Source organism: Photorhabdus luminescens subsp. luminescens, assembly GCF_001083805.1.
Lineage (GTDB): Bacteria > Pseudomonadota > Gammaproteobacteria > Enterobacterales > Enterobacteriaceae > Photorhabdus > Photorhabdus luminescens.
This window is the reverse complement of sequence record NZ_JXSK01000001.1, coordinates 705,238-722,362: the sequence shown is the minus strand read 5'-3', so window position 1 is coordinate 722,362 and position 17,125 is coordinate 705,238. Positions and strand designations below refer to the sequence as shown.

General features: G+C 41.1%; 14 protein-coding genes. 5 read left to right on the top strand and 9 right to left on the bottom strand.

Annotation, left to right across the window (positions count from 1 at the left end; genetic code table 11):
• Positions 1 to 62: 62 nt before the first annotated feature.
• Entirely contained in the window at positions 63 to 1,661 is a 1,599-nt protein-coding gene (stlA, locus tag TI10_RS02750) for a phenylalanine ammonia-lyase StlA (RefSeq protein WP_049581639.1), read from the bottom strand.
• A 402-nt stretch (positions 1,662 to 2,063) separates the two neighbouring features.
• Here stlA and TI10_RS02745 point away from each other — a divergent pair, with 402 nt between their 5' ends.
• Positions 2,064 to 3,767, top strand: a complete 1,704-nt coding sequence (locus TI10_RS02745) for a glycosyl hydrolase family 18 protein (protein ID WP_049581638.1) — start codon at positions 2,064 to 2,066, stop codon at positions 3,765 to 3,767.
• 131 nt (positions 3,768 to 3,898) lie between these two features.
• On the opposite strand, the gene TI10_RS02740 is transcribed toward TI10_RS02745, so the two are convergent.
• Positions 3,899 to 5,137, bottom strand: coding sequence for a stiblene epoxidase (locus TI10_RS02740; RefSeq protein WP_049581637.1), 1,239 nt, complete (start codon positions 5,135 to 5,137; stop codon positions 3,899 to 3,901).
• A 421-nt stretch (positions 5,138 to 5,558) separates the two neighbouring features.
• On the opposite strand from TI10_RS02740, the gene TI10_RS02735 reads away from it, so the two are divergent.
• A complete protein-coding gene (locus TI10_RS02735) occupies positions 5,559 to 6,458 on the top strand; it encodes a hypothetical protein (RefSeq protein WP_049581636.1) in 900 nt (299 codons plus the stop codon).
• Positions 6,459 to 6,839: 381 nt separating this feature from the next.
• Positions 6,840 to 7,817, top strand: coding sequence for a class I SAM-dependent methyltransferase (locus TI10_RS02725; protein WP_244161496.1), 978 nt, complete (start codon positions 6,840 to 6,842; stop codon positions 7,815 to 7,817).
• Between the two features lie 101 nt (positions 7,818 to 7,918).
• On the opposite strand, the gene attM is transcribed toward TI10_RS02725, so the two are convergent.
• The 7 genes from attM to TI10_RS02690 all read right to left on the bottom strand — a co-directional run bounded on the left by attM (position 7,919) and on the right by TI10_RS02690 (position 14,718).
• The gene (attM, locus tag TI10_RS02720) at positions 7,919 to 8,710 is read right to left on the bottom strand and encodes an AttM family quorum-quenching N-acyl homoserine lactonase (RefSeq protein ID WP_175445313.1); all 792 of its coding nucleotides are present in this window, start codon (positions 8,708 to 8,710) and stop codon (positions 7,919 to 7,921) included.
• Between the two features lie 360 nt (positions 8,711 to 9,070).
• On the bottom strand, positions 9,071 to 9,781 hold the full coding sequence (locus tag TI10_RS02715; RefSeq protein ID WP_049581633.1) for a hypothetical protein: 711 nt from the start codon (positions 9,779 to 9,781) through the stop codon (positions 9,071 to 9,073).
• A 187-nt stretch (positions 9,782 to 9,968) separates the two neighbouring features.
• Complete coding sequence (locus TI10_RS02710) at positions 9,969 to 10,940, bottom strand: P1 family peptidase (RefSeq protein ID WP_049581632.1); 972 nt, start codon at positions 10,938 to 10,940, stop codon at positions 9,969 to 9,971.
• A 139-nt stretch (positions 10,941 to 11,079) separates the two neighbouring features.
• On the bottom strand, positions 11,080 to 12,390 hold the full coding sequence (locus tag TI10_RS02705) for an FAD-dependent oxidoreductase (protein ID WP_049581631.1): 1,311 nt from the start codon (positions 12,388 to 12,390) through the stop codon (positions 11,080 to 11,082).
• Positions 12,391 to 12,392: 2 nt separating this feature from the next.
• Positions 12,393 to 12,647, bottom strand: a complete 255-nt coding sequence (locus TI10_RS02700; RefSeq protein WP_049581630.1) for a 2Fe-2S iron-sulfur cluster-binding protein — start codon at positions 12,645 to 12,647, stop codon at positions 12,393 to 12,395.
• Entirely contained in the window at positions 12,644 to 13,771 is a 1,128-nt protein-coding gene (locus tag TI10_RS02695; protein WP_049581628.1) for an NAD(P)/FAD-dependent oxidoreductase, read from the bottom strand. The genes TI10_RS02700 and TI10_RS02695 overlap by 4 nt, the downstream gene beginning before the upstream one ends.
• Positions 13,768 to 14,718: a 4-hydroxyproline epimerase gene (locus TI10_RS02690; RefSeq protein ID WP_049581627.1), complete on the bottom strand. Its 951-nt coding sequence runs from the start codon at positions 14,716 to 14,718 to the stop codon at positions 13,768 to 13,770. The genes TI10_RS02695 and TI10_RS02690 overlap by 4 nt, the downstream gene beginning before the upstream one ends.
• A 403-nt stretch (positions 14,719 to 15,121) precedes the next feature.
• Here TI10_RS02690 and TI10_RS02685 point away from each other — a divergent pair, with 403 nt between their 5' ends.
• Positions 15,122 to 15,958 carry an AraC family transcriptional regulator gene (locus TI10_RS02685; RefSeq protein ID WP_139180473.1) on the top strand — a complete coding sequence of 279 codons (837 nt, stop codon included), beginning with the start codon at positions 15,122 to 15,124 and terminating at the stop codon, positions 15,956 to 15,958.
• 245 nt (positions 15,959 to 16,203) lie between these two features.
• Entirely contained in the window at positions 16,204 to 17,124 is a 921-nt protein-coding gene (locus TI10_RS02680) for a dihydrodipicolinate synthase family protein (RefSeq protein WP_049581626.1), read from the top strand.
• Position 17,125 lies beyond the last annotated feature (1 nt).

The following is a 17,125-nucleotide window of genomic DNA, read 5'->3' as shown; positions in this document are numbered from 1 at the left end:
AGTAAATGGGGTTCTGTATTTTTAGTCAAGAGATGGCTGAAAAGCTTTCAGTGATTTTCTTTTTATTCTTCCAGGATGATTTCTGGCAGAGGAAGTTGATCATTAATAATTGCATCCGCAATGCGAATTATATCTTCATCTAATGCACGATCAGCGATCAAAGGAGGACTGATTTCTCGTACTGCATGGTAAAATTTAGCGGTTTCAGGCGCGATTTCGCTAATATTGCCGCGCAGATGAGTGGCCTGACAAACGACCAGAATTGTCATTGAAACAATATGGCGTAATTTCTGCTCCATTTCTAACACATCTTGAGCGGCATGCAGACCTAAACTGACAATATCTTGATTGTATTGTTCTGTGGCGAGGGTATGAATACCTGATGCAGCACAATCATGGCGAATTGCAGCAACTAAAGCGGTTTGAGAAAGTTGGACGCCTTTAAAACCTTGATACATGCCGGGTGTCGGACTCAGTGAATTAGGTAATCCACGAGAGAAACGGTTATCCATCATCAGTGCCACAATGGCATGAAGATGATTGGCGATTAAAGCAATATCCAGTTTTAATGCATCCATTGTCCGGGCAACATATTGTCCCATAAAATTCCCACCGTGCAGAACATCGCCATTTTCTGGATCTATCAATGGATTATCATTAGCTGAGATAACTTCCCGCTCCAATATTTTCCGTGCGGTAGCTAAAGATTCCGGCACTATACCTAATATCTGTGGCGCACAACGAATGGAATAAACTTCCTGTAAGGTATCATTTAGCCGGGTAATTTCTTGATGGCGACAAGCTTTATTAGCTTGTTCTTTAATTCCAGTTAATAAATTAACTTGAGTTGAGCCTGCTAATAAATTACGCAATGCACTTGCCACCGCTTTTTGCCCAGGGTGATTTTTTACTTGTTGAATCCGGGCATCATAATGTTCATGAGATGCAAGTAATGCTTCAACAGCGAGGGCAATAGCAGAGATTGAGGCTTTAAATAGTTTTTCCAGTTTAATGACGGTAATTGCACTGATACCTGACATAACCCGTGTGCCGTTAATCAGAGCGAGACCTTCTTTTGCTTGTAACGATAGCGGCGTCAATCCTGCACGTTTAATTGCTTCAGCAGCGTCAACTTCTGCCCCCATGTAATAAACTTTGCCGATACCACATAATGCGCGTGCGATATAAGATAAAGGAATTAAATCGCCGCTTGCCCCCACCGAGCCATAGCGAGGAACCAGAGGAACAATATCATGATTAATATGATCAACAATTGCCTGAGCGACAATTGGTCTGGTTGCAGACCAACCTTTGCAAACAGAAAGTAACATAGTAAATTGTGACGCTTTAATACAAGGTTCGGACATATAGTCCCCAGTACCAGCAGAAAGAAAAGTTAACAGATTTTGCTGATGCTCTGAAATCTTTTCAAATGGTACAACTAAATTGGCATTCCCCCCAAATCCGGTATTGATTCCATATATAACCTCTCCTGAATTTAATTTTTCCTCCAATTTTTCACGACCATACGTCAAAAGTTCAGTGATCTCCGTTGATATCTCTACTTTTTTTTGTTTCATCGCAATGTCGTAGATATCTTCCAAAGAGATAAGGCCATTTTTATTAATAATAATGGTTGGCTGAACATCTTTAGCTTTCATTTTAATCTCCATATATAAGTATGGTAATAATATTTCAAAGAAACGAACACCCCTAAGGATACAAATTAGTATAGATATAAAATATAAGGAATAGTCAATTGAAAATAAAATTAAAATAAATGGTTCGTAAAAATTAATTTACAAATTTAATTTAGGTAGATAATTGTAATAATGACGGTTAATATATTTACAATTTGCAATTATTTGTTTTTACTATCTGATAATAAATGGTCGGTAATGTAAGTTTCGTTGACATAAATTTGAGTTGACCATTAACAATCAAACAAATAGCAATTATTTGTTTTCCTAAGAATACAAGCTAGAATGTAATTATGTTACCACGCAAGTAAAGCAATTGGAGTGTTCATCGAAAAATAAATTGATATCTAGTCGAGGTGATTTATGTCAAAAATAATCCAGACAGATTCTCTCAGTGAACAGTCTTATAAGATAGATAATTTCAATCCATCAACTGAAACAATAAATTTCAGTTACACATCGGGAAGAACTTTATTACCAGTCTATAATAAATATGACACACGAAATAAACCTAAAGTTTTTGGCTATTATACAGATTGGTCGCAATATGACGGTAGATTACAAGGAAATCAAGATCCTATTCGTCGAGGTAGAGGAATAGATTTACAGCACCTTTTAGATAATCCTTTTGCTTATGATAAATTAGTTATTGGCTTCTGTGGAATATTAGGTGATGAGGGTGAAAAAAAGCAGCAAATTAAAGAGCAAGCGCCATTTTTTGCCCGCACTAATAATGGAGAAGTGACATTCACAGATGCTTGGGGAGATTGCCAATCTTATCAGAATTGTACTTATTCTGGTTGGCAAGATATCCAAATGCCAAGGGATTTTGATCAATCTAAAAGTATGGGCGTATTAGGTGGATTGGCTAAAGTTCAACAAGCTGCAAAAGCTCAAGGCCATGACCTTATTATGTCATTTAGTGTTGGTGGCTGGACCATGAGTAATGGCTTTTATAATATGGTCAGAGACGAAACACTAAAATCCTATTTCTGTTCGAGTTTAGTTGATATATTTCAACGTTTCCCTATGCTTACCGAAATTGATATTGATTGGGAGTATCCCGGCGTTGCTGGAAATGAAGGTAACATCTATGCGCCAGATGATGGCGATTATTACGTTAGTTTAATTAAAGATTTAACTGTTGCGTTTAAAGAAGCGGGACGTTCAGATATAAAAATCAGTATTGCTTGTTCGGCGGTACCAGAGAAAATGGAAAAATCAAAAATACCTGAATTATTGCAAGTTGGGCTATATGGTATTAACGTGATGACCTATGATTTCTTTGGTACTCCGTGGGCTGAGAGGTTGTTACATCATACGAATCTCCGTAATTATCCTGGTGGTGATAATAGTGTAGAGAAAGCGGTTGAATATTTATTGAGCCTTGGTGTACCTGCATCTGCAATCAATATTGGTTACACCGGCTATTCGCGTAATGGCAGAAATACGGTTATTGATAGTTATTCTCCATTATCTGGCAGTTATGATCCCGGTTATGTCCCGAAAAAAGATCCGAAGATTACAACAACCGGATCATTTGAATCAGGGACAACAGAATGGTACGACACGATATATAATTATCTAGATTTGGAAGAAAAGAGGGGGAGAAATAATTTTGACTTGTATACCGATGAAATAGCAGATGCTGATTATCTCTATAATAAGGAAAGCAAGTTGTTTATTTCTCTTGATACCCCTCGCTCAGTTAAAGCTAAAGCGCAATATGCATTAGAAAAGAATCTGGGGGGAATATTTACCTGGACCGTAGATCAAGACCGAGGTTTATTAGTCAATGCGGCCAGAGAGGGTCTTGGTTGTGAATTAATCACGCAAAAAATAGAGATGGCGCCATTCTATTTCAAGGGTATTAATGTTGAACCGGTTGATCCCGTTAATCCAGATAACGGGAGTGATTACCCTGTCTGGGATGCAAATAAGGTGTATCAGGCCGGTGATAGAGTGAATTGGAACAATCAAAATTGGGAAGCTAAATGGTGGAATAGAGGCACCGTGCCGGATGGTGGAGGAACATCTGATACTTATCCTTGGGTAAAAATTGCATAATTAGTTAAACCAAGCCACCAGTACAATATGTACTGGTGGCAGCTCCTTTTTATCTTTACTTTATCTGTACTGCTGTAACAATATATCTAGAATAATGGAATGAGTTCAGGTATGACAATTCGCTCGGAATATTAACGCCGGAGTTGATAACCTTGAGATGTATTTTTTCTTCTTATGTTCAAATGGCGTTGTTTTAATGGTGGTATTGAAAAATGTTCTACAGCATTTTGAGCGCTGCGCAGTGAAATTCCAACGATCTCATTAGCATATGCGCGCATTTGTTGTTCGTAATCTGAAATTGCCTTGACTAACTCTTCGTGGCCCGATGCTACGCTAGCAAGCTTCTGTGTGAGTAAAAGAGCGTCTCGAAGTGTAGTGCTGACGCCGAAGCCTGCCATTGGCGTCATGTTATGAATAGCATCTCCGAGTAATGTGACGTTACTGGATTTCCAAGGGGGAAGATGAGGCATGCTGCGTAAATTTATCGAAGATACGTTTTCCATATCACTATGCTTAATTAAAGTATGCAGATTTGAATCCCATGAAACCATTCGGGATAGGACTAGGTCGCAGAGGGCTTCAGAGGAAAAATTGGTGATATCGTTGGGAAAACTATTTGTTGCTGCTACGTAAACCCAAATTATAAAATCGCCCATTTCTGTCGAGGTAGCCTCTGCATGGGTATCAACTGGGGCACGCCACATAGTGATAAACAACCAGTCAGAGCTTTTAGGTACGATACTGTTGGGTGTTCCATCCAAGAAATTTTGGGGCAGCAAAGCTGCGAGAGTCGGAGTAAGACGTGAACGACCCATTATCATACTAACACCGACATCAAATCTTTCGATAAAAGGAAGGTACTGCTTACGTACTTTTGAATTGCTACCGTCTGCGCCGACAAGAACATCGACATTTTCATGGCTACCATCGGTAAAGAAAATTTTAATACCTCCATTTTCGATATGTTCGTAATGAACGAATGTTTTGTTCCATTGAGTTATATCTGAAAGTCCTTTGCTTAGTATTTCTTTGAGTTCAAATCTGCTAGTTGACAGACGCCGCTCGGAAATAATCCGTCCTGCCATTGGAGAAATACCGCCATGAACAGCGAGAAGACGCAGACGCTCATTATAAAATCGCGATTGTCCACCAATAGGTTCTGACGTCTGTTTAAAGGTGAGCCAATTTTCATCCGTGAGACACTCCTGCATTGCCTGTTGACCTAATATATCAATATGAATTCCGTAGCCAAGAAGATCGATTGATGAAATAGGATTGCGTTCGTAAATTGTCACTTTGATTCCATTTTTACGTAATCCATGTGCTAAACATGCACCACCAATTCCGGCTCCAATAATACCGACATGCATAATATCCCCCTTTGTTATTTGTTATATAGGTGTGAGAGATTCTCGCTAGATTATAGTGACTATATCTATTTGATATTATCTGATCACAGCCATGATTTTTGTTTTAGTATTTAAAATAAAAATATACTGTATATGGGAATAGAGCAAGACGGTTTGGTTTTTTTTACAATATCTTATAAAACAGGTTATCTTGCTGTTTGTTAAATAATATTTGATTAAATTACAGACGTGAACTTGTAGTTTTGTGTTTACAGTTTCTGATTTGTCATAAAATTAATATTTATTTTTGATGTGTGAGTTAGTTTGATTTAGAGTTTTTTTACATATAAATATATTATGTGGCATGGTGGATATTTAAATAAATTAATATTCACCTTGTTTTAATTATTCTGATTTTCAACTATTCAAAGGAGTTACAAATATGTTAAGCGACTCTGATATTCGCCAGCAAGTTAAGAGAGAGTTTATTTGGGAAGGACATATGGAAGCGATTGAAGAAGCATCCATAAAGGGTAATTTTGCTGTCAGTTTTCGTGCGGCAGGTGGACCTACTCTGAAAGCGTTGAGTAAAGGCGCCGCAGCGAAAGGGCATGATATTCTTGAAAAAACAATTAAACCGGGTTCAATTAGAAAAGCTTATTCTGGAGATGAAGCTTCAGATGTCATAGATAAAGTGCGTAGGGCGTCTATTGAAGGTTATGTCGGTCACTGGGATAGAGAAAGCGGTCGTCTTCAAGGTATGTATATGAGCAGTCGCTACGGGTCATCAGATGGATTGATCAATGGAAACATTTATCCAATAGATTTGGATAATCTCGAAACAAGTCTGTCTCCATTGAAAAGAAAAAAAAGCTGGGCCAAGCTGCCTTTCACGGGTGACTATGATATGCATGACATGATTAGTTTTACGACGCAGCCGCATTCAGTTCCATCTGATTCACCAGAAGAGAAGAAAATAATCGATATTATTAACCAATTTATTGCCAAATATGATTCCAAGCGATTATTTGATGATATAGAACGTAATGTTATCAGACATGGTCCTCAAGTAAATTATCCGGCTTTCGCTATGGACAAAGAAAGGAAGGAAGTAAAGGAGCGTGGCGGAATTGTTAAAGCTGTTGCTGAACCTGGAGAGTTTCCTGTTGCTATTATCAGTAAGGGAAAATGGACCATAGCAAACGATATTTATGAATTGGAAAAATTCTACAATCGGGTTGGCGCGAAAATGAAAGTAAGTTGGAGACCCGATGCTGAAAATCCAGGGTTTATTCCTAATCCGGAAAAGCCGGGCATGGCCAGATTTAGTCGGAAAAAATAAAATGGGTTATTCACTATTTTATGACAGATGATTATTCTGACAACTGAATGTCATTTTGGCAGATATATTATTGTGATTAATATTCTGGTTGATATGAAATTATTTTCATTCTATACCCTATGGATTTCAAGATGCATTGAGGCGGCAAGGGAGCGAATCCCCGGGAGCATAGAAAACTATGTGACCGGGGTGAGTGAGTGCAGCCAACAAAGAGGCAATTTGAAAGATAACGGGTATAATTGAATTTAAGATATTTTTCCCATCATGAGATACTTTAATTATTCGTTGCCATGAATTTGATGTGGGTAACTACTATACTAACTATGATTGGTCATTATGAGCTAGTACCACTGATTTATCATTTTGTTCGGAGAAATAGATATGAGTAATCAGGATGTCAAAGCGATGTATAACCGATACCCATATCCTAGTTCTGCCATTGGAGATAATCTTATTTATGATATGGCAACGATTGTAGGACTTATATTTAAGCCGGGTTATTTAACGGGAAAATATGTGCTCGATTTAGGGTGTGGAACGGGGCATCGTTTGGTAGGGCTGGCAAGTATGTATCTCGATACCCAATTTGTGGGCATTGATATGACGGATAAAGCGTTAGAGGTAGCAGATAAGCTGATATCTTATCATCGATTGGATAACGTCACGTTAGAAAATAATACGATTGAGCAGCTAACACGAAATAATCAATTCGATGTTGTTGTTTCTACCGGTGTTATTCATCATATGGAGTGTCCGCAACAGGGTTTTTTCGCCGCTTCACGTTCATTAAATGAAGATGGTATAGCGCTTATTTGGCTATACAACGTGATAGGAGAATATGAACGATTGAAGCAGCGAGAGCTTTTGCAGATTTTTGTAAAGCAAACTCACGCGAAAGAGTATTTTTTACATATCGATTTAATGAATAAATTATGTAAAAATTTAAGTCGGAATCAATATGGCGATAATACAGCTAATCATTTAGATGATAGCGTTGATCAGATTGCTGTTAATGTAGACGCATTTTTAAATCCTATCGTTAATGCATACCGATATGATGAAATATGCGATTTTTATTATAAATCTGGTTTTAAACGTGTGAGATGTTGTGGGTTAAATCGTGAAAATAGTAATAAGCTTTTTGCTGGATGTTGCGAGCAATTCGATAATGAATATTTTCTTCAATATTGCGATTTATCTTTAGATGAGCAATTAAGTGAACTCTTTAATACTCTTAATTATAACCAAAAAGTTCGTGTTATCGAGTTATTGTGGAAACCAACCGGTATATCTTCAATTGGGTTTAAATCTGAAAATGCCCTATCTTTTGTCAATGATTGGCTGAGAGTGGAAGAGTGAGGAAAAACGGTTAGATAAGTTAAGCTTTAATGAAATAAGCGCCAAGCCAGAAACGTCGAGTCGATTCCAGTTTCTGGCTATTTTGCATTGATAAATTCGGGTTAATCGTAATATTCCGGCGCTTTACGGAATGTTGGCCAGGCATCCGGATCGTGCCCTGTTACCACAATTGCATTCGTGCGCTTAGCTAGATGCCGTAGTTTTTGCACCGAACGGACGGTTTCAATGGTAGAGGTGAGAAACCCTGGTAGTGCTCGTTCTTCCCAGTGATCGAGGGTATAAGCGGCATCAATCGTTAACAGCAGGCTGCCGCTGTTCGGCAAGGTCACCAGTAGTGATTGGTGTCCGGGGGAATGCCCCGGAGTAAATACCGTTTTTAATGTGCCATCTCTGTAAACATCGAACATGTCATTGCGTTCCCCATCGAGAAATTCCCATTTTAGACCGGGACGATCGAAATCCTTGCGGATATAGCCGCCGGTAGTAAACCAGTCAGGTGTGTAGGCATATTCATATTCACGTCGCTGTACGATGTGTGTCGCGTTAGGGAAGCGTCCTATTGCGCCAGTGTGATCGAGGTGAAGATGGGATTGCACCACATAGCGGATATCTGCGGGATCGATACCCAACTTTTTAACTTGAGCGACACAACCTTCATCTTCACGCATCACCGGCCAGTAGGCTTTGGTGATAGTTCCCCAGTAGCCTTGAGGGTCAGTTGCAGTTTCAACTGCATTGCCGCCGTCAATTAGCGTATGACCGTCGGGATGAGTGAGTAAGAAAAATGGAATCGGAATTTCATAATCGGCGCCGTTGCCTTGATTCATCTTGATGTGGTGAACCTTACATTTGATGGTTCCGGTTTGCAGCATATACAGGCGAATGTCTGACATAGTGTTAACCTTTTGATTAGATTATTTATATCCGTTATCTTTTTAAAATCCATAGGGTATTGTAGGTAAGGCTAGATCGTGGATGCTAACATATGCCCCAAGTTGATTTTATCGACATCAAGTTGTATATGAAGAGGTCTGTGGTGCTGATCTTTAGGGGATTAGAAAAATTACCTTATTTAGGTTAAGAGTGATTCAGAATAATCTATCAGACCGTAATCACCCTTTTGACGCATTGGTGAAAAGGGTGATAAGACGCTATAGATTATGAATTTCATCGTGCTTCAATGTTATTTTCAAGACGCCCTCCATTAATAATTTATCAAGGTTAATAATTGGTTGGTGCGCAGTTATGGGGGATTACACAACGGGTTTTAAGCTGGAATAATCGAACGTTCTAATTTCCTCGTTAAAACCGGTCACTTGTTCAGAAATAAGCTTTGTAATTGAAGAAGGTCCTTGTTCCATTGCTTTTTTCATTAAGATTCTATAGGGGTGAAGACTTGCTCTATCGGCAGAAGAAGGATTTTTGCATCTATAAATCACTTGTTTCCCATGTTTTTCACGTTCATACCCAAAATTGAGAAGACCTAATATCTCTCTCGCTGTAACGATGTGGTAGCCTTGTTCATGATTCCATAAATTGGATGGGGCTTCGGCCGACATTAGATGAAAATCTGCATGTCTATGAATACCGCCAAGTACCCAACAATCATTTATCACATCGGTCCATTTATCTATCATTAACATATTCCCCTGGGCGTTTGGGTTCCATGAATTCTCACTTTTCTCTAGGCCAAGTCCGAGTGGTTTAAACAATCTTTCCTGCCAGAGGTCGCCACCTCGACCAATTAGCATCGGCCCGCTTGCTGAAAGGGCTTTACGATAAACTAACCAGCAATACTCAGTTAGATCATTAAGATAATTCTTGCGTCTGCGGTTGTTAGGGAACTGATTGGAAAGATTTTCATGAACAATATCCTTATCTTGTTCCCACAAGAATGGATTGACCTTTTTTTTGTGGCCTAGTGATTCTAGATCTCGCCTTAATGTCGGCATTTCATATTTCATATCTTATACCCCAATCATTTATAATAAAAAAAAGTTATATCAAACAGCACTAATTTTTATAGCAGCAGTTTATGAATTAGTCCAATTTGGTGATAATAACTTTAATTTACTGATTGAGGCATAGTTTGCTTCCGTTGGCGCAGGCGGCATTTGGAGCGTCACTGGCGCCTTCCCATAACCTGAGTTTTTAATCCGCTAAATCGGCATAACCTCTAACACCAAATTTTGATTTGGCTGATTTTACAGCATCTAAAACCGCAGCAGCCATGACTTCAGCCGCGAGAATACCAACAGTATTCACCGATGAATCTACACCACCTGTTGCGGCCGCAAAAATAATATCCCCGTCACTCATGGTATGAACGGGGTATATCGTCCTTGCAAGACCGTCATGAGCCATCTGGGCAACTTTTTTCATCTGGCTTTTATTCATATTTGCGTTACAACAAATTATACCAATGGTGGTATTTGCTCCCTGAATGAAATTATTATCTTTGTTATTTTTTATGATGTAAGGAGTGAGATCGATAAGATGACCATTTTCATCACATGCGCCTGCAATGGTTTTACCATTTTTAGGATCTCTGATTTCACCAACCGCATTGACAACAACCATTGCGCCAATCGTCAGTCCCCCAGGCAATTTAACTGATGCGGTCCCAAGTCCGCCTTTCATGGCTTTGTTAAAACCGGCCATCTTACCGATAGTAGCTCCGGCGCCTGCGCCAACATTTCCCGATGGAAAAGGGGTTTCAGAAGCGTTTTGCGCCGCAATATAGCCCATTTTAGCGTCAGGACGAACAGAAGGATCGCCAAAGTTTAGATCAAAAATTATTGCGGCAGGGACGATAGGCACGACAGTGACACCGACATCAAAACCTTTTTTTCTTTCCTCAAGATAACGCATGACGCCAGAAGCAGAATCTAACCCGAAAGCACTACCCCCACTTAGCACCACCGCGTTGGCTTTCTGAACAGTATTAATGGGATCTAAAAGCTCGGTTTCCCTTGTCCCTGGGGCAGAGCCTCTGACATCAACGCCACAAACAGCTCCGTTGTTGAAAATAATTACGCTACAACCGGTTTGTTGCAACTCATCTTCAGCATGCCCAACCTTAACACCCGGTACATCCAAAATGGTTCCATTTGTCTTATACATAAATGTTCACACCTTAATCTTTAAAGTCATTCATTACTGGTTTTAATGATTTTTGGAGTGAATCATAGCAAAGGCGATCAAACAAGCTGTGATTTTTAGTGGGAATTCTGTTTGATAAATGAAGGGGGATAGTTATCTATCAGTCAGAAAAGTTAATTTTTTCTGTATCTCCTGCTGCCAGCGTCTCAAGATTGGTAGGTGATAGCGGAATGCGAGGGGATGGTATTGCCCAATGTTTAATATCGTGAAGAATGGCTGAACAGATTTTTCCCTGACAAGCTCCCATGCCGCACCGTGTTGCCATTTTTGCGCTGTTCCAATCCTGAAATGGTTCAAGTTCGTTTAAACTCACGTCTTCACAACGACAGATCAAGGTATCAAGGGGAAGTGACTGTGTGATCTCTTTATTTAATGTAAACGCTTTCGCTACTGCGGTTGCAAAATGCTGCCATTTTACTCGTTTCTGCTGCCATTTCTCTGCCAGTGCGTATTTACTACTCGCGGTAAACCCGGCAATAAATCCTTCACAAAGCGCAAGCTCGCTGCCGCCAATACCTGTGCATTCTCCCGCTGCATATACACCGGGTATGGTAGTCTGTTGCCACGTATCTACCTGAACATTCCCTTGTTCGTCCAGCAAGCAACCAAGTAGTTGCGCCAGTTCCGTATTAGGTCTTAAACCAAAACCGCAAGCTAAGCGCGTACAGGATAGTTTCTGTTTCCGCCCTTTATTGCTGATGTACACGCCTGTCAATCTACCTTCTGCCGAGGTTTCTACTCCTAATACCATACTGTTTTTGTAATAGTTTTTAAGTGGTATGAGCGTGATGGCTTGATGTAATTTGTTGGGCCAATGGAATAGTCGCAAGCCAAATGAAAGTAAGCGGTGTAAAGGCGCTTGTTCAATAATGCCAACTACGCTCCCTCCGGCTTTTTTTACCGTCTCGGCAACCGCGAGTAAAAGGGGGCCGCTACCCGCAATAACAACACGCTCGCCAGTCATGGGGAGACCACTTTTTATCAGCGCCTGTAATCCTCCTGCGCCGGTGACACCCGGTAATGTCCAGCCAGGAAAGGGCAGTAATTTTTCTTTAGCTCCAGTGCAAAGAACAATGCGTTGGTAGTGAATCATTCGGGGCTTACCTACCGTTTCAACAATGACACATTGGCTGTCTACTGCAATCACTTTGCAACTTGGTAAATAGATCAGTGCATCTTCGGATAATACCGATAAATAACGTTTCGCCATCGGCGGCAATGTATGAAGTGGTCCTTGGCGCCAAATTTGTCCGCCTGCTTTGGGATTGTCATCAATCAGGATAACGGATTGTCGCCCTTGTATCGCAGCCTGTGCGGTAGCTAATCCTGCCGGTCCAGCGCCAACAACTAGCACATCACAGCGCAATACCGCAGAAGGAGATGATGTAGTAAAAGGTGATGGTGTTGCCATGTTCAGATCCTCTCGACTTTCATACCCATTTCACACACTGTCTGGCACGCTATACGACGGCGACCATTAATCATCAAACGGCATTCCTGGCAGATCCCCATCCCACAAAAAGGCACTCTCAATTGGTGTGATATAGATATACGGCAATGCTCATCACTGGTATAAGCTAGCGCTGCCGCAACAGTAATCCCCGTAGGAACTGTGATCAGTTCGCCATCAATAAACAGAGCGATAAAGGGGGGTTTTTTGCGTGTCATGGCAACCTCTGACGGGCTATAGCAGTGAAGCGTGCAGGTTGGTAAGGCCGTGGATCAATCTCCGTTTTTCTATTCAGCATCAATGCAGAGATGATTTTGGCGCTGCCCGGTGCGGTCGTCACACCTAATCCTTCATGGCCTACCGCCAGCCATAGCCATTCGTAATCAGGATGTTGCCCCAATAGCGGCAAGCTATCCGGCGTCGCAGCACGAAAGCCAGACCAACAGCGTAAAATATTCATCTGACCAAGCTGAGGTAAAAAATGAAGTGCTCGCTGGAGCATAGAACGGAGTAGGGAGAGATCAATCGTGTGTTTTTCGTTATGGAACTGGCGTGAAGAGCCGATTAGAAGCTGACCTGTAGGGCGAGCCTGAACGTTAAAAGCGATTGATGTGTCATCTGAGGTATGTGTACTGGCGCTATATCCTAATTCCACTAATTGATGTGTGATGCAGGTAGGATAACGATCGGTAATCGCCAATTGCCCTTTTTTAGGGACAATCGGTAACTCAGGTAACAGATGTGTGCTCCATAACCCATTTGCCAGTAATATCCTCGGCGCACCATATTTCTTTCCATCACGTAGCACGACGGTCCGAGGCTCTAAGGCATGTACGTGCCCTTTAATAAATTGAATCTTTTCATCACAACTAGCAAGAAACCAGTGTACGACATTTGGCGCATAGACAATCCCATCTCCGGGAACAGACAAACCACCGGCAATCCCATTTTTCACTATAGGTTCCATCTGATGAATTTGTGCCGCGGTCATCGGAGTATTCTCGATTTCGTAGGTGGCAAGGCGTGTGCTTTTTTCCTCAGCCAGTTCCATTTCATCTTCGGTATCCGCCAGCCAAAGTGTGCCGCATCTACGCCATGCACAATTTTCTGGCATATGTGGGGTGAACGTTCGCCATATCTCTAGTGAGTAACTACTTAGTGCCAATTCAGCAGGATTAACGTCCATACACACTAAATGTCCCATTCCTGCCTGTGTCGCCCCTTTACCGCCATCATCAATCACAGTGACTCTCAAACCATCCTGTACCAACTGATAAGCACATGCCGCGCCAACGATGCCGGCGCCAACGATAATCACATCCGGTGTTTGGGGTGAAGTCATACATTGATTCCCCAAACAAAAGGATCGTTCTTAGCAATGATTAACTTGTTATCACCGTAAACATGGGCGGTTCCTCGGATCACTGGGATAATTTTCTGACCAACCCACTGATATTGGGCTTCAAAAACACTACCAATAATGCTCGATTGGCGCCAAATCTCACCCGGCTGCAATTTTCCATCCGCCGCCAAGCAGGCTAACTTAGCGCTTGTTCCAGTGCCACATGGTGAACGGTCATAGACTTTCCCCGGACATAACACAAAATTGCGGCTATCAGCATTGTTATCAGAGGCGAACAATTCAATATGGTCGATACACTCACCATTTTTGCCGGTGATTCCTGCTTGTTCCAATGCTTGCCTGACGGCCCAACTGTATTGTGTGAGTTCATCAATATGGTGGGGGGTTAGAGACAGGTCGTGCTGATTGACTAGAAAAAACCAATTTCCTCCCCAGGCAATATCCCCATTAACATCACCCACATCAGGCACGTTCACGGTGACATTTTGCTGATAACGGTAAGAGGGGACATTATAAACAGACACTGCTCCATCTTCATGGAGCACCGCCTCCACAATCCCAACCGGCGTCTCAATTTTATACTTTCTGGGGGTCAACCAGCCCAGATGATGGAGCGAAGCAATAAGGCCGATAGTGCCGTGGCCGCACATGCCTAAATACCCGGCGTTATTAAAGAAGATTACCCCCATATCGGCGTCAGGTGCAGTAGGAGGACATAAAAGTGCGCCAACCAAGACATCATTCCCTTTTGGTTCAAGAATGAGAGCCTTGCGCCAGTGATCAAATTCGGCTTCAAAGCGTTGACGTTGTTTGGCGACGGTTCCTTTGCCAAGAGATGGAAATCCCTCAATTACCATGCGAGTAGGTTCTCCACCTGTGTGTGAATCAATGACGCGAATAATTTGATAATCATGCTTATCTGCCATAAAGCCACCCAATTAATCTATTTTTGAGAAATGGTGACGTAATATTTCGCTTGTCGCTTGATGAATTTCATACTGCAATATGCTGAAATCAGCACAATGAAAGAATCACTGAATTATTATAGAGGCACTTCAATAAAATAAAGAAATAAAGTGAAAAATTATAAATAAACCTTATGAGTATTATTTCTGTTTTTACCAGAAAAAATGGAGAATTAATCTATAAAATCAAATAGATGAATAACAATGGTCGGAATAAAATTCTGTGACAATTATCACATGAACGTAAAATAGTTATTTTGAATATTGCTAATACATCGAATCTGATATTTATCTTTTTAATCAAGATAAATAACTAAACACGAGTTAAAAATCTTATTTTAATGGTAATAGACGGGAGATATCGATGATGAATATAGACCTGAACAATGAAAAAAACGGCATTGGCACACATGGTCATGATGCTTGTAATGTTGAGTTTTTATCGGCGCTTTGTAGTGGACTGGTTAATCATAAACCCAATAACCTGCAAGATATTCTTAATGCAGTTGCCTTAATTACACCATTGTTAAATGCGATTCCTAGCGTGGTTTTCTTTATCAAGGATATTAAAGCACGTTATCTAATTGTGAACCTTACGCTAGCCACACGTTGCGGATTTAGGTCGATCTCTTCGCTGCTTGGTAAAACTTCTTCCGAAATCTTTCCTGCTCAGATGGGCAGTTGTTACACCGAACAGGATTTGCGTGTGTTACGTCAAGGGGTCATTATCCAAAACCAATTGGAACTCCATTTTTATCATGGACGCAAAGCAGGCTGGTGCATGACATATAAATTGCCATTGTATAATCAACATAATCAAATTATTGGTATGGCAGGAATTTCTCATGATCTGATGGAAGTTAAGGAAAATCATCCTGTGTACCAAAAATTGGCTATCGTTGATGATTATATTCGTGAAAATTTTGATCGAACCATTCGTCTCGAAGAGCTAACTCATTTAACACGTCTCTCGGTTGCTCAATTAGAACGTTACTGTAAACGCATCTTTCACCTGACGCCCCGGCAGATGATCCACAAAATCAGAATTGAAAAAGCTTCGGAATTGTTGGCGACAGAATTACCTATTATAGATGTCGCTTTGCAATGTGGTTATACGGATCACAGTGCATTTACCCGGCAATTTAAGGCGTTAACTGGACTCACTCCCAGTGATTTTCGTCAGTCAATAGGGTTGGAGTAATTTGCCGTTCTCCTGATACTTCCGTTCATGAGGAATTATCGAGTTCTATCAAAGTCTCTCAGCTTTAAGTTTGCCGTTCCTATTATGCTAATTTCGTCATTGTTCACTGTGAAAAGTGACAAGCTTCTCTGTGGTGAAATAGCCATCATTCCATAAGAACCCAATAAGCCACATTTTATTAACAAAATAAAAACAATTTGCATTTTAAATATCAAGTAAATCAATGACGATCAAAGGATAGGGCTATGAACAAGAGAAAGGTTAGTTGGCATGGTGTTTTTCCGGCAGTGACGACACAATTTAACCCCGATTTTTCCATTAATTTGGACGCCACAAAGAAGGTCATGACGAACCTGATTAAAGATGGCGTTTCTGGTTTGGTCGTCAATGGTTCTGTGGGGGAAAACACCTCTCTGTCTATGAAGGAAAAGCGTGCTGTTGTTGAACTCGCGGTAGATGTTGCTGGTGGAAAAGTCCCCATTCTTTCGGGTATCGCAGAATTAACAACCGATAATGCGTGTAAAATGGTCTCTGAATGCCGTCAGGCAGGCGCTAATGGGGTGATGATCATGCCGCCGCTGGTTTATACGCCGACACCGAAAGAAAGCAGGGCGTATTTCCGTACCATTGCTGCCTCTACCGATTTACCCGTCATGCTATATAACAACCCTCTGCTGTATAAAAATGATATTACGCCGAAAATTCTGACGTCTCTGGCCGATTGCGAAAATATCGTTGCATTTAAAGATTCATCAGGCAATACCCGTCCTTTTAGTGATATTCCCAACGAAGCAGGTGATCGCTTCATTCTTTTTGCCGGTTTGGATGACGTCGTTTTAGAGTCAGTCGCAGTGGGCGCAGAAGGTTGGATTTCAGGTATGTCGAATGCCTTTCCACGGGAAGGAGAGACTTTATTCCGTCTGGCTAAACAGAAACGTTATGAAGAAGCTCGGGAATTGTATCGCTGGTTTATGCCTCTGTTGCATTTGGATTTCCGCCCTGATTTGGTGCAATGCATCAAACTGTGTGAAGAAATGGTTGGCCGTGGTAGTGCCATTACCCGCCCACCGCGTTTACCACTCGAAGGGGAAACATTGGCAGAAGTCCGCGCCATTGTAGAAAAAGCTCTCGCTAATCGTCCTTCATTGCCTGATGTAGGTCTCTGAA